Origin of the sequence: Novosphingobium sp. SG751A (genome assembly GCF_013149295.1) — a bacterium.
Classification (GTDB): domain Bacteria; phylum Pseudomonadota; class Alphaproteobacteria; order Sphingomonadales; family Sphingomonadaceae; genus Novosphingobium.
The window spans coordinates 393888-408405 of record NZ_JABGCB010000002.1; the positions used below are offsets into that span (position 1 = coordinate 393888).

The following is a 14518-nucleotide window of genomic DNA, read 5'->3' on the forward strand; positions in this document are numbered from 1 at the left end:
TTTCGATGAAACATGCCCGCTTTACGCTGGTTGAGAACAGCACGCCCGCCGGCTCCGGCCAGACCGCCGATGCGCAGGCGGGCATGGCCGATATTGTCGCCAGCCTCGATTCCCGCTTCATCCCGGCGGGCGAGACGCTGGCCCGGCTGGTCGATGCGATGGGGGCGGTGCTTTCGGGGCTCGATGCCATGAGCCGAGTGCTGGGCGAGGATTCGGGCGAGGACAGCGAGGCGGCCGAAGCGTTGCTTTCGGCCGCTCGCCAATTGCGCGAGGCCCCCGCGCGGCAGGCCGAAAGGTCGCGGCAGGTGACGGCTCTGGCCAAGGTGATGCAGCAATTGGGCACCCATTCGGCCGAGATCGCGCGCATATTGACGGTGCTGGAATTCTATACGGTCAATTTAAAGATCGCGGCGGCGGGCGCCGATGAATTCGTCGAATTCGCCAATGATATGAGCGTGAAGCTGAAATCAGGCAGCCGTGAGGTCGAGGCCTTCAACAATCAGATCAAGCTGATGCAATCCAGCCTGACCGATATGCGGCGGGTGGATGATGTGCTGGCGCGCGAATGCGCCCGCGTGATCCCGCAGGTGCCGGACCGGCTGGTGCAGGAGGTCGATCAATTGCGCTCGCGTCAGATGTGGTTGGCGCAGGTGGCGGCCCATTCGCGCGACATCATCCTGCGGCTGCAAGGCCGGGTGGGTCATGCGCTGGGGGCGATGCAGATCGGCGATATCACCCGCCAAAGGCTGGAGCATGTGCTGGACGGTTGCCGGATGCTCGAAAGCGCGCTGGCCCAGCCGGAGGGCGCGGACAAGGCCGGAACGCGCGGCCATATGCTGCGCCTTTTTGGCGACCAACTGGGCGATCTGACCGGGGATTTCATCGCCCAGACCGGCGATCTGCTTGATGCGCTTGGGGCGCTGGGGCCTGATTGCACGGCATTGCTCAGCCATGGCCACCGCGACGATATGATGCAGCAAAGCGGCCATTTCCTGCGCGATCTGGGCGACTGCATCGCGGGCGCCAATGGTATGACCAGCCAGTTGCAGCGCGCCAATGAAAAGGCCGTCGAGATTGCCGATGTCGTGGTGCAGGTGGTTCATGCCCTGCGCCAGCGCGTGCAGACCATCGAAAGCCTGCGCTTTGACGTTGATTATATGGCGATCAATGTGAACATCCGCGCCCGCCGTGATGCCCAGATCGGGCGGCCCGTCGCGGTGATCGCCGATGAAATCCGCATTTGCTCTCAGCAACTGGCCGAACTGATCCTGGGCATTGCCAAAGTGGCCGATGATCTGGGCATTCAGAGCGAAGCCTTTGAAATCGGCCATGAGGCGGGCGCGCAGGCGGGTGTGGATACGATGCTGACCAATGCTCTGGCGATCATCCAGCAGGGCGCAGGCCAGAGCGAGGAGGCCATGGGCGAGGTGAACCAGCGCGCGCAGGGCATCGCGGGCATGATCGATGTGGCCTGCGATGAATTGTCCATCTGCGGCACCTTGTCCGAAAGCCTGCGCGCAATGACCGACAGTTTCGCTGTGCTGGCCAGTGGCGACCGGGCCGACACGAATGCCGCCGTTCCGCATCCGGCCGCCGCGCTGATGGAGGATCTGGCCCGCCGCTATACGATGAGCAGCGAGCGCCGCGTGCATGACCGTCATCTGTTGCCCGGCATGACGCCGTTGATGGGCATATCAACGGGCCATGCCGGGGTTTCGGGCGCCAACAATCCGCCGCCGGATGATGATGACGCCCTGTTCGATGATGCGCTGTTTTAAGCCGCTCCCCCCAGTGCGCGGACAAGGGCGATGCTGGTCTGTACCCGCTGGGTGGCCACTTGCGCGGCGCGGCGGCGGGCGGCCAGTTCGGCGGTCTCTGCCGTCACCACATCAAGCAGCGTGTTCGCGCCCTTGATGTAGAGTTCATAGGACAGTTTTGCGGCCTGCCCGGCGGCGGCGGCTGCGCGGGTTTGGGCCGCGCCTTCCTGCTGCAACTGGTCCATGGATGTCAGCCCATCCTCGACCTCGCGCATGGCCTGAAGCACGCCGCCGCGATAATTGGCGGCCGCTGCGTCCCAATCGGCGCGCGCGGATTCGATGCGCGCCTTGATCCGCCCGCCATCAAAGATCGACAGCGAGAATTGCGGCCCCAGCGCCCAGAAAGCATTGGGCGCGGAAATCAGGCTGGACACCGCCATGCTCTGAAAACCGCCCGTGCCGCCCAACGAGATCTGCGGAAAACGCGCCGCGCGGGCCACGCCAATGGCGCGGTTGGCGGCATACATCCGCCTTTCGGCTGCGGCAATATCGGGCCTGCGTTGCAGCAAAGCCGAGGGCAAAGCGGCAGGCGCGCCGATCACCGAGAGCGGATGGTCGAGCGTGTCGATCTTGGCCTCGCCCGCCGGAATGCCGGCCAGCGTGGCCACCGCATGGGCCAACACGGCGCGCTGGGCGCGCACCTGCGCCAATTGCGCCTGAGCATCGGCCAATTGCGCATCGGCGCGGCCCACATCAATGCCGGTGGCAATGCCGCCGTCATAGCGATGGTGGGTCACATCATCGGCGCGCTGATAGGCGCCGACCGCGTCCGACAGGATCGCGATTTCCAGATCCGCCCCGCGCATCGCCGCCCATGTGCTGGCCAGATCGGCCTGCAGCGCCAATTTCAAAGCGGCGGCATCGTCGGCGCTGGCCTGCGCATTGGCACGCGCAGCCTTCACGCTGTCGCGCACCCGGCCCCACAGGTCCAGCTCATAGCTGACCGTGGCGCTTACGGTATCGGCCTCGTAGTAAGTGGGCTGGGTTCCGCCGCGCAAGGGGCGGTCGTCCGATTGCCGGTTACGCGTCAAGGTGCCGCCCGATTCCACATCGGGCATCGTTGCCGCCTTGCTCTGGCGCAGCGCAGCCATGGCCAGACGGTGCTTGGCAAGGATGGCGGCAAGGCTGGGATTGTCCTTCTCCAGCCGGTCCTCCATCGCATCGAGCGCCGGATCGTTCAGCGCGCGCCACCATGCCTTGTCTGCGGCGGGCGCAGCGGGCTGGGCCTCGCCCCAGACCTTGTCGGCATCGGCAAATTTGGCGGGCAGGGGGGCCGCGGGCGGGCGATAGGCCGGGGCCTGACTGCATGCCGCCGCCAGCAGGGGCAGAAGTCCGACCCAGCGTTTATCCATGCGCAACATGCACCGTTTCCCCTTCCAGCAGCGAATCGGGCGGGCTGTCGATCACCTTCTCGCCGGGCTTCAGGCCCGAGCTGATCTCGACCGAATTGCCCTGATCCTGCGCAATGGTGACATTGGCGAAATGGACCTTGCCCGAGGCGTCCACGGTGGCCACTTTGACCCCGCCGCCGCGCAGGATCAGCGCGCTCGACGGCACATTGAGGCGACCGGCCGGGACCGGTACGTCGAAATGGACCTGCGCAAATCCGCCGGGGCGCAGCGCGCCGTCGCTGTTGTCCATCACCAATTGTACCTGAAGCGCGCCGGTCTGCGGATTGATCGCGCCCGATTGATCGACCAGCTTTGCCTCAAAATTGCGCCCCGGCCATGCAGGCGCGGTCAGTCGCGCCGAAAGGCCCGCATGCATCAGCGGCGCATATTGCTGGGGCACGCTTACGTAAACGCGCAGCCGGTGGCCATCGGCCATGGCGAACATCGGGTTCGGGTTGGTGGAACCCGGCCCGACCAGATCGCCGATGTCGGCATTACGCAGCGTGACCGTGCCCGTAAAGGGCGCGCGGATCGTGGCATAGGCCTTCATCGCCAGCAAACGCCCCAGATTGGCCTGCGCCTCGGCCACGGCGGCGACATGGGTGGCGGCATTGGCGTTCTTTTCATCGGTTTCCTGCTGCGAAACCGAATGGGATTTCAGCAGATCGGTCCAGCGCGCCGCCGTGGTGCGGGCCAGCGTGGCCTCGGCCTTGACGCGGACAAGGGTGGCGCGGGCCTGAATGATCTGCTGGTCCAGTTCGGGCGTGTCGATGGCGCCCAAAGGAGCACCCGCCGCCACATGCGCGCCGATGTCGGCATACCATGCGCGCACATAGCCGGGCACGCGGGCAAACAGGCGCGCGGATGTCCATGCCTCGATCGTGCCGGGCTGGACCAGCTCGTCGCTGGCCCCGCTGGGCTTGGGGGTGATCAGGCGGACCGTGGGCGTGCTTTGCGTTTCGGCCCATTCATGCGCCTCGGCACTTTCGTGCATCCGCCAATAGGTGCCGGCGAGCACCACGGCGATCGCGACGATGCCAGCCGTGATGCCCGCCGACCGCAGGCCCCGGGGGGGGGGAGGGGTGGCCTGCGTTGAGGAAAAATCAGTCATTGTGGGAAAGCTCCTTCTGATCGCCGCGATGGATCAGGCTGAACACCACAGGCACGAAAACCAGCGTGGCCATGGTGGCAAAGATAAGACCGCCGATGACGGCGCGGCCAAGCGGAGCGTTCTGTTCGCCCCCTTCGCCCATGCCCAGCGCCATCGGACCCATGCCGATGATCATCGCCAGAGCCGTCATCAGCACGGGGCGGAAACGAGTGGACCCGGCCTCCAGCGCGGCCTGAAGCGCATCGCCGCAGGCTGCCAGCCTTTCGCGGGCAAAGCTGACCACCAGCACCGAGTTGGCCGTGGCCACGCCCATGCACAGGATCGCACCCGTAAGCGCGGGCACCGACAGCGTGGTGCCCGTGGCAAACAGGATCCAGGCAATCCCCGCCAGCGCCGCGGGCAGCGCCGAGACGATGGCGGCCGGATCGGCCCAGCTCTGGAAATTGACCACGATCAGCAGGTAGATCAGCACGATGGCGCCCGCGAGCCCTGCCAGCAGGCCGACAAAGGCGGTGTTCATCGTCTGGGTCTGGCCGCGCAGATTGACCTTCGCGCCCTTGGGCAGATCGCCCTTGGTGGCGTCGAGGATCTTCTGGATATCGGCCGAAACCGCGCCCAGATCGCGCCCTTGCGTGGCGGCATAGATGTCAAAGGCGGGCTGCACCGCATAATGGGTGATGACCGCCGGGCTGGGGCCGCGCTTCAAGGTGCCCAGCGCTGAAAGCGTCTGGAACGCACCGGTGCTGCCGCTGACGGGGGTGTTTTGCAGCGCGGCGATGCTGTCCGTGTGCCACAGGGGGGCCTGAACCACGATAGGGTAGGACACGCCGTTCTTGGGGTTGAGCCAGAAGGTGGGTGCGACCTGACTGGACCCGGACAGGCCGACGGAAAGCGAGCGCGTCACATCGTTCTCAGTAATGCCCAGACGGTCGGCCTGCGCACGGTCGATGTTGACGCCGATCTGGGGATAGTTGGATGCCTGTTGCAGGCGCACGTCCACCACCCCGCCCAGCCGCTCTATCCTGGCGGCAATATTATGGGCATAGGCCTCATTGGCGACGGCATCGGGGCCGGTGATCATCACGTCGATGGGGGCCGGGGCGCCAAAGTTCAGGATCTGGCTGACGATATCGACCGGCAGGAACGAAAAGACCGTGCCCGGAAACGCGCGGGGCAGATCGGCGCGCAATTTGCGTAAGTGCTCGTCGGTGGGGGCGTGATCTTCTTTCAGCGAGATCAGGATGTCGCCATCCTGAGGGCCGATGCCGCCGGTGTTCGAATAGGCGCGGTTGATGCCCGAAACCGGCGGACCGATGTTGTCGGTCACGCTGGCGATCTCGCCCTTGGGCAGGGTGGCGCGCACACGGGCCTCGATGCGGTCGAACTGGGCGGCGGTTTCCTCGATGCGGGTGCCGACCGGCGCGCGCACGTGGATGCCGATCTGGCCGGTGTCGACCGAGGGGAAGAAATTGCGCCCAAGGAAAGGCACCAGCACCAACGAAAGCGCGACGATCACGGCAAAGCCGACCACTACCTGCTTGCGCCGATTGAGTGCCAGCGAGAGCACGCCGACATACCAGCTTCGCGCCTTTTCGAAGCGGACCTCGAAACCATGCTGGAAACGGCGCAGAGGGTTATGCGTGTTGGCATGGCCCACGGTGGCGTCATGCTCGCGCATCTGCTCGCCGATATGTTCGGGGGCATGGGCGCGCAGCAGGTAATTGCCCATGGTGGGCACCAGCGTGCGGCTGAGGATGAAGGAAGCGATCATGGCGAAGACCACCGCCTTGGCCATGGGCGCAAAGAGGAAGCCCGCCACGCCCGGCAGAAAGAACATCGGCACAAAGGCGATGCAGATGCAAAGCAGGCTGACCAGCGCGGGCTGGACGATCTGTTGCGCCCCGTCGAGGATGGCCTCCTGTACGCCCTTGCCCTGTTCAAGGTGCCAGTTGATGTTTTCGATGGTGACGGTGGCGTCGTCCACCAGAATGCCCACGGCCAGCGACAATCCGCCCAGCGTCATGATGTTGAGCGTTTCGCCCGTGACGGCAAGGCCCATGACAGCGGCCAGCACGGCCAAGGGGATTGAGGCGGCAATGATGACCGTCGAGCGCCATGAGCCGAGGAACAGCAGGATCATCAGGCTGGTCAGCACGGCGGCAATCACGCCTTCGCGGATCACGCCCGACACCGCACCTTTTACAAAGATCGACTGGTCGGAAAGGTAGGAGATCTTGAGATCGGAAGGCAGCGTCACGGCCAGTTGCGGCACGATGTTCTTGACCCCGTCGACAATCGCCACGGTCGATGCCGAACCGGCCTTCAGGATCGTCATCAGCACCGCGCGGGTGCCATCAACGCGCACGACATTCTGTTGCGGGGGCGAGCCGTCATGCACATGGGCCACGTCGCCAATCGTGATCGTCGTGCCACCCACAGTGCGGATCGGCAGCTTGTTGAGATCGTCGATGGCGCTGGGGCTGTTGTTCAGATGGACGTTATATTCATAGGTGCCGATGCGCGCGCTGCCGGGCGGCACGATCTGGTTCTGCGCGGCAAGCGCGGTGCCCACATCGGTGGCCGAGAGGTGGTGCGCCTGAAGCGCGGCGGGGTCGATGTCGATCTGGATCTGACGCTCGCGCCCGCCATAGGGTGTGGGGACAGCGGCGCCTTCCACCTGCGCAAGGCCCGGCCGGATGGCGTTGATGCCATAGTCGAACACCTTCTGTTCGCCCAGCGTGGGCGAGGACAGCGCCAGTTGCAGGATCGGCACGGTCGAGGCGTTGTAATTCATCACCAACGGCGGGGTCATGCCCGGCGGCATCTGTTTCAGCACGGTCTGCGAAATCGCGGTCACCTGCGCGGTGGCGGTGCGGATGTCGACGCCGGGGTGAAAGAAGATCTTGACCACGCCCATGCCCGCATAGGACTGGCTTTCCACATGGTCGATATCGTTGACGGTGGTGGAAAGCTGGCGTTCGTAATAATAGACCACGCGCCCGGCCATGTCTTCGGGGGGCAGACCCTTGTAGGTCCACACCGCCGCAATCACCGGCATCTTGATATCGGGGAAAATATCGGTGGGCGAACGCAGCCAGGCGATGGAGCCGCCCAGCACGATAAGGATGGCCATGACCACGAAAGTGTATGGCTTGCCTAGGGCGATTTTGACGAGTTGGAGCATGAATACCCGATCTTGACGACGCGGTGGGGGATGCGCCGGTTGCGAGTATGCGTTTCGTCTCACGCGGGGCTGGTTTCAAATGAATTGGATTTTAGGTTGCGTTTATGCCGGACCGACGCGAAATTCCGGCGCGCGGATCCGCACGATCAGGCCGGGCGCGGCATCGTCCAGTTCCAGCCCGAAGCCGTGGAGATGGACAATCGCGGCCACCAGATTGAGGCCCAGCCCGGAGCCGGGGGTCTGTCGGCTGGCCGCGCCGCGATAGAAACGGCGCAGCACCGCGTCGCGTTCGGATCGCGCGATGCCGGGGCCATTGTCGGCCAGCTCTATCGCCATTTCCTCGCCCCGACGGATCAGGCACAGGCGGATCTTGCCGCCATGGGGCGCGAATTTGATGGCATTATCCAGCAGATTGCCCACCGCTTCGACCAAGAGCGCCTCGTCGCCGATGATCTGATGGCCATAGCTGCCGCTCAGCGCGATTTCGATCTCGCGCTCCTCGGCCAGCGGCTCGTAGAGTTCGGCGGCGCTGGTCATCAGCATCATCGGGTCGAGCGGGCCGAAACCGGCGCGGCGATTGGCTGCCTCAAGCTCGGCAATGCGCAGCAGCGCGTCGAAACGAGCCAGCAGCGCGTCAATATCCTCAACCGCCTGATCGACTCCTTCCGGCTTCGGCTCGATCATCGCCAGACGCATTCGCAGTCGGGCCAGCGGGCTGCGCAGATCATGGGCGATGGCGTCGGTCGCGCCTTTGACCTGCACCATCAGCCGCTCGATCTCCTCGACCATGCCGTTCATCGTGTTGGCCACCAGATCGAGTTCGTCACGCCGGGGCGATACGGGCATGCGGTGCGAAAATTCGCCCGCCGAGATCCGTTTCGCATCCGCTCGCAATTGCCCGATGCGGCGCAGCGGGCCAAGCCCCAGCGCTACGGCCGCCACCACCGCCGAGAGCACCACCACCGCGCCCGTTGTCAACGAAAGCGCAAGGATACGCGCGCGAAATTCGACCGCCGGGGTGATGTCGCGCGCCACGATCAGGCTTTGCCCATCGGGCAGGCGGCTGGTCATGGTCAGCAGCGGGCCGGGGGCCAGCGTGCCCGCGCGCCATTCCTTCATCACCTCGGCGGGCGGGGGGCCATGCCAATGCAGATTGCCCGCGATCTCGCGCCCCTGCGCATCGATCAGCACGAAATAGTTGAGGCCCGAGGTGCTGGCGGCAATCGCGGCGGTGACGCGGCCCGCGCGCTCATCGGCGGTCCCGCTGCCCAGCCGTGCGGTTTCCGAGGCAAGGATGAGGTCCGAACGGTTGATCAGCTCGCGCTGGGTCAGCCGATAGGTAATGCCCAGCAGCAAGGCCACCGCCACCAGAAACACCGCGCCCAGCGCCAGCATCAGCCTAAAGGTGGACGTGCGCCGCAATTCGGCCCAGCGCAGCGAGGTGCGCGGCCGGGAGGCAAAGGGGCGCGGGATGCGCAAGATCAGGGCGCCACCAGCCGATAGCCCTCGCCCTTCACCGTTTCGATGATGGGCTTATGACCGGGCTGTTCCAGCTTGCGCCGCAATTTGCCGATATGGACATTGATGAGATTGTCCGCCGGATCGAAGAAATAGCCCCAGACCTGTTCAAAGATCATCTGGCGGCTCAGGATCTGTCCCGGATGGCGGGCGAGGAGTTCGAGCAGGCGGAACTCCTTTTGCAGCAATGCCACCGGGTCGCCATGCAGCCAGACCTTGCGCTTGATAAGGTCCATTTCCAGCGCGCCGACCGTGATCAGCCCCTCGGCCGGATAATCGCGCCCGCGCCGCAGCAGGACCTCGACCCGCATCGCCACCTCGTCGGGGGCAAAGGGTTTGACCATGTAATCATCGCCGCCCGCGCGCAGGCCCGCAATGCGCTGATCAACGTCGCCCAGCGAGGAGATCATCAGCACCGGCGTCATCACCTGTTCGGCGCGCAGCCGCGCCACCAGCGCCAGCCCGTCCATGTCGGGCAGCATCCGGTCCAGCGTGATCGCGTCAAAGCGGGTGGTGTGCGTATGGGCCAGAGCCTCGCGCCCGGTGGTGGTGTGGAGGACATCATAGCCCTGCGCCCGCAGGCGATCAGTGATCACCTGCGCCACTTCGGCATCGTCTTCCACCACCATTATCTGGGCCATGCCTGTCCCCTAATGCCTTGGCGCGGGGGCGGGCAAGTGAAATGCAATTTAGCCCAGCACGCGCACGATCAGCACCGCCACGCCAAACAGCACCATCAGGCACAGCACCGCGCTGGCGCTGACCCGCAGCCCTGCGCGGGCCACCAGCGCCAGATCGACGCTGAGGCCAAGCCCTGCCATGGCCAGCACGGTCAGCAGCAGGCTGGCGCGATGGGCGGCATCGGACAGGGCGGGCGGGATCAGGCCCGCCGTATGCGCGATGGCCAGCGCCAGAAAGGCGAGGATGAAAAGCGGAAAGAAGCGCCCCTTGGCCGTGCCGCCGCCATGGGCCAGTGAAAGCACCGTGACCACCGGCCCCAGCATCAGCACGCGCACCAGTTTCACCAGCGCGCCCACCTGCACCGCAACCGGCCCCAGCGGATGGGCGGCGGCCAGCACCTGCGGCACGGCATAGACCGTCAGCCCCGCCAGCATCCCCCCGCGCACCGCATCGAGATGCAAGGCCCCCGCCAGCACCGGCACGATCAGCACCACCGCAATGCCCAGCACCGCGGTAAAGCCGATGGAGGCAGCCACATCATCGCCATCGGCATCAATGGCCGGGGCGACGGCGGCGATGGCCGAATTGCCGCAAATTGCATTGCCGCAAGCCACCAGCAGCGCCATCCGCCCGCTCAGCCCCAGCCAGCGGCCAAGGGCATAGCCGACCGCGATGGTCAGCGCGATCAGCGCGACAATTGCCCCCACCAGCCCGACGCCCATGCCCGCCAGCGCGCCAAGGCCGACCGTGGCGCCCATCAGCGCAACGGCGGCCTCCATCACCGGCTTGGCGGCAAAGGCAATGCCGCGCGCGCAGGCTTGCGGGGCGGGGCGGAGGCTGCGCGCAAGGGCGCCGAGCAGGATTGCCAGCACCAGCGCATCGAGCCAGACCTTGCCCATCAGCGCGAGCTGGACCTGCTCCAGAGCAAAGGCGCCAAGGGCGATGGCGGCGGCAAGGGTGAGGCCGGGGAGGAGGGAGCGCATTTGCATGGGGGGCTTGTGCTCCTGCGCCATCCAATGATCCAATCAATTGAATCTGTATTTATGATAGAGTAGATCTATTAAATGACCCTCGAACAACTCCGCATCTTTGTCGCCGTCGCGCAAAGCCTGAACATGACCCGCGCCGCGCAGGAACTGAACCTCACCCAGCCCTCGGTCAGCGCCGCGATGGCCGCGCTGGAGGGGCGCCATGGGCTGCGGCTGTTCGACCGGGTGGGGCGCTCGATTGAACTGTCCGAGGCGGGGCGCGCCTTTCTGCCCGAGGCGCGCGGGGTGTTGGCGCGGGCGCGCGAGGCGGCGCAGGCGCTCGATGATCTGGCCGGATTGCGCCGGGGAGCCTTGCGCATCGCGGCCAGCCAGACCGTGGCGACCTATTGGCTGCCCGCGCGCATGGCCCGGTTTGCCGCGCGACATCCGGGCATTGCGCTCGACCTTGCCCTTGGCAACACACAGGAAAGCGCCGAGGCCGTGCTGGCGGGCGATGCCGATTTGGCCTTTGTCGAGGGCGAGGCGGGCGAGGATCTGCTGAGGGTTCAGACCGTGGGCGAGGACCGGCTGGGCCTCTATGCGCAGGCCGATCATCCGTTGGCAGGGCGGGCGCTGGAGCGCGAGGCCTTGCGCGATGCGGTCTGGGTTCTGCGCGAGAAGGGTTCGGGCACGCGCGCGCATCTGGGCCTGGCCTTGGCGCAGGCGGGGCTGGATTGGGGCGATCTGGACATAAGGCTCGAACTGCCGGCCAATGGCGCGGTGCTCGAAGCCTTGGAGGCGGGCGATCTGATCACGGCGGTGTCGGAATATGCGGCGGCCTCGCGCGTGGCGGCGGGGCGGGTGGTGCGGCTCGACTGGCCCTTTGCGCCGCGCCGTTTTGCGTTGCTGACCCATCGCGCGCGGCGTTTGAGCGCGGCCAGCGAGGCCTTTGTCGCCTCGCTGGCCGATCGGTGATCAGAACTTTGCCGTGATGGTCACGCCATAGGTGCGCGGATCGGCAGCCTCAAAGCCGATCGCGGTTTGATTGAGCGCGCCGAACACCGGCACCGTATTGGTATAGGATGTGGGCAGGCTGATGCTCTGCAGCGTGCCTACATTGCCGATGTTGCGGATATAGGCGGTGACGCCCCAATTGCCTCGCGCTGGGTTGAAGGCCAGCGTGGCGTTGAGCTTCATGAAGGAAGGCTGGCGGAACCAGCCCGCCGCAAGGGCTGCCGCGTTGGATGGGATGGCCAGATTGCTTTCGGTTTCAAACCGCCCGTCCATCGAGGCGACCAACGTTCCGGCATGGCCCACGTCGAACACATGCGAATAGCCCGGCGAAATGGCGAATTTGGGCGAACGCGGCAGGGCAAAGCCGCTGAGCGATTGGCCGAAAGCCACCGTGGCCGCCGTGCCGCCCGCCAGATTGACGGTGCGGAACTTGGCATCGAGATAGGAGATGTTGAGCGTGAAGCGATCATGGGGCGAAAGGATCACCGTGCTTTCCAGCTCCATTCCGAAGGTGCGCGCGCGGGCGGCATTGGCGGTGATGGTGGTGGTGTAATCCGGGTCGATGGTGCGCGTGGTATAGCCAAGGTTGGCGGTCGGGCTGAAGACCTGCGCGGCATAGCTGAACTGATAATTGCGATAGTCATAGATAAAGGCGCTGAAATTCAGGCGCCAGCGGTGGTTGAGCAGATCGTTCTTGGTGCCGATTTCATAGGATGTCATGGTTTCGGGATCGAAAGTGCTGGTAAAGCCGGGGTTGAGCAGGCCGCTGCTGGGCGGGGGGATGTTGATGAAGCCGCCGCTCTTGAAACCGGTGGAGACCAACGCATAGACATTCGAGGTGGGCGAGAGATCATATTGCGCCGACACCTTGTAATCCAGCCGGTTTGAATCGAGCCGCCCGGCCGGGACCGAGAAGAACACGCGGTTGCCGGTGGGGTTGGATGCGCTCCACGCCCCATTGTTGGTGGTCGTGCCCGCCGCGCCATTGTCGAGCAGATAGAAAAGCGTGGTGTTGATCGGTGTGCCGTTCAAACTGCTGCTGCCCGATGTGGCGCAGGTGCTGGTCTGGATCGAATTGGCCACGCACAGATTGCCCACCTGTTCGTTGCGCAATTTGCGCTCGGCGGTGTAACGCAGGCCCGCCGTCACCCGGAAGCGGTCGGTGACGGGATAGGTAATCTGGCCAAAAGCCGCCAGATTACGCACCTCGCGATGGGGGCTGTAGCTGCTGTAGAACGCGGGCGGGGCGATGCCGGGATCGACCACGGCGGTGGCCGGAACCGATGTGGTGGCCAGCGTGGTCGTGCGCGCGGCGGTGGTATAGCCGGTGCCGCCCTGCTGGTTGACGCCGGTGTCCTCGGTGTTGTTGAGGTAATAGCCGCCCAGCAGCCATTTGATCCGCGCGCCCGGCTGGGACGACAGGCGCACCTCCAGCGTTTTCTGATCCTGCCGAGAGATTTCCTTGCCATTGGTGCCGGCCAGCGCGCCGGCGATGCCCGTGGGGTCGGGGTGGGATGAGGCCAGCGCCTGCGACAGGCGGGTCTGATAGGTCAGCAGGCTGAAAGTGTTCGATTCCAGTTGATAGCGCGAGCGGTTATAGGTCGGCTGGACGAACAATTGGGCAAAGCCGAGGTCGGCGGTGATGTCGGCATAGTAATTGTCATTGATGAAGCGGCGATAGCCCGAGGAAGGGTTGTTCGAGGTCCAGTATCCGGTGGGAAATTTGATCGGCTGGGTCAGGTCGATCAGCCCGGTTGAGGACTGCTGCTGGCCCAGACCGTTCTGCACCGCATGGTCGGCGGTCAGGATGATCTTGAACTTGCTGTTCGGCTCCCACAATCCGCGCAGGCGCATGCCGGTCACATGGCTGTCGCTGCCGCCATTGGAAAGATATCCGTTGCGCCCCTCGCTGGAAATCGCCCCGCGCAGGGCCAGCTTGTCGCCGATGGGGATGTTGACCATCGCCTGGCCCGCCAGCAGCCCGTAATTGCCGATTTCGGCTGTGCCCGATGCCTCCAGCCGGTGCGAGGGATCATTGGCGATGATCGTCACCGACCCGCCCAGCGCGTTGCGGCCGTTAAGCGTGGAATCCGGCCCCTTGACCACCTCGACGCGGGCAATGTCGTAAAACAGCGCGCGGGTGGATTGGGCGCGTTGCTGAAACACGCCGTTGAGGCTGACCGTGACGGGGGAATCCTGACCAAAGACGGGGGCAAAGCCTACGCCGCGGATCGAGACGAAAAAGCCCTGACCCGAGGCGCCCGTGCCCATCAATTGTACGCCCGCGCTGTCGCGCAACACTTGGGAAAGGGTAGTCTTGCCTTCCTTGGCCGCGCGGTCGCCATCCACGGCAATGATCGAACCCACCGTATGCTGCAGCGAGGTGCGGGCCTTTTGCGCGGTGACGATGATGTCATGCAGGCTGACACGACCATTATCCTCGCTCTGGGCGCTGTCTTCGGAAGGCGGGTTCTGCGTTTGCGCCTGAACTGTGGACGCCACGCACAATGCTGCCGCCACCGCGCTCATCGCGCAGCCCAGATATGCTGACTTCATTATTATGTCTCCTCCCAATCATGCTCCGCTGATTTCTGACGTGCGGATACATTTGATCTTGGCGAATGAAACCTAGGCGCAAGACGGGTTTGACAATAGGCGCGGGCGTTCAATACCAGCTATGCCGTTACATGCAGAACGGGATTGCCCGAAGCTTCGGTTTTACCGGAGGCCTGATATTCACCCGGCGGTAGTAGTGGAGCGCAAACCCGCCTGCCATAAGCATGGCCGAGGCCCCGATGCCTTAGGGCGAATAAAACAGCCGGTATCGGGGTGAA

9 protein-coding genes are annotated in these 14518 nt (G+C 64.9%); 2 read left to right on the forward strand and 7 right to left on the reverse strand.

Translation table 11 applies throughout. The features are described 5' to 3' along the window. Positions 1-5: 5 nt before the first annotated feature. Positions 6-1778 carry a methyl-accepting chemotaxis protein gene (locus FHW96_RS04195; RefSeq protein WP_172339281.1) on the forward strand — a complete coding sequence of 591 codons (1773 nt, stop codon included), beginning with the start codon at positions 6-8 and terminating at the stop codon, positions 1776-1778. On the opposite strand, the gene FHW96_RS04200 is transcribed toward FHW96_RS04195, so the two are convergent. From FHW96_RS04200 to FHW96_RS04225, 6 genes are all read right to left on the reverse strand, one after another. Further along, a complete protein-coding gene (locus FHW96_RS04200) occupies positions 1775-3178 on the reverse strand; it encodes an efflux transporter outer membrane subunit (RefSeq protein ID WP_172339282.1) in 1404 nt (467 codons plus the stop codon). The two genes, FHW96_RS04195 and FHW96_RS04200, sit on opposite strands and share 4 nt — an antisense overlap. Beyond that, on the reverse strand, positions 3162-4319 hold the full coding sequence (locus FHW96_RS04205; protein WP_172339283.1) for an efflux RND transporter periplasmic adaptor subunit: 1158 nt from the start codon (positions 4317-4319) through the stop codon (positions 3162-3164). The genes FHW96_RS04200 and FHW96_RS04205 overlap by 17 nt, the downstream gene beginning before the upstream one ends. Continuing rightward, the gene (locus FHW96_RS04210) at positions 4312-7503 is read right to left on the reverse strand and encodes an efflux RND transporter permease subunit (RefSeq protein ID WP_172339284.1); all 3192 of its coding nucleotides are present in this window, start codon (positions 7501-7503) and stop codon (positions 4312-4314) included. The genes FHW96_RS04205 and FHW96_RS04210 overlap by 8 nt, the downstream gene beginning before the upstream one ends. Positions 7504-7605: 102 nt before the next feature. Continuing rightward, positions 7606-8982, reverse strand: coding sequence for a HAMP domain-containing sensor histidine kinase (locus FHW96_RS04215; protein ID WP_172339285.1), 1377 nt, complete (start codon positions 8980-8982; stop codon positions 7606-7608). Positions 8983-8984: 2 nt separating this feature from the next. Beyond that, positions 8985-9662 carry a response regulator transcription factor gene (locus tag FHW96_RS04220; RefSeq protein ID WP_172339286.1) on the reverse strand — a complete coding sequence of 226 codons (678 nt, stop codon included), beginning with the start codon at positions 9660-9662 and terminating at the stop codon, positions 8985-8987. Positions 9663-9710: 48 nt separating this feature from the next. Then, positions 9711-10691 (reverse strand): YeiH family protein, encoded by a 981-nt coding sequence (locus FHW96_RS04225; protein WP_172339287.1) that lies wholly within the window; start codon positions 10689-10691, stop codon positions 9711-9713. A gap of 75 nt (positions 10692-10766) precedes the next feature. Here FHW96_RS04225 and FHW96_RS04230 point away from each other — a divergent pair, with 75 nt between their 5' ends. Next, positions 10767-11645: a LysR substrate-binding domain-containing protein gene (locus FHW96_RS04230; protein ID WP_172339288.1), complete on the forward strand. Its 879-nt coding sequence runs from the start codon at positions 10767-10769 to the stop codon at positions 11643-11645. Here FHW96_RS04230 and FHW96_RS04235 read toward each other — a convergent pair whose 3' ends face one another. Continuing rightward, positions 11646-14240, reverse strand: coding sequence for a TonB-dependent receptor (locus FHW96_RS04235; RefSeq protein ID WP_172339289.1), 2595 nt, complete (start codon positions 14238-14240; stop codon positions 11646-11648). It abuts the gene before it with no gap. Between the last annotated feature and the right edge of the window lie 278 nt (positions 14241-14518).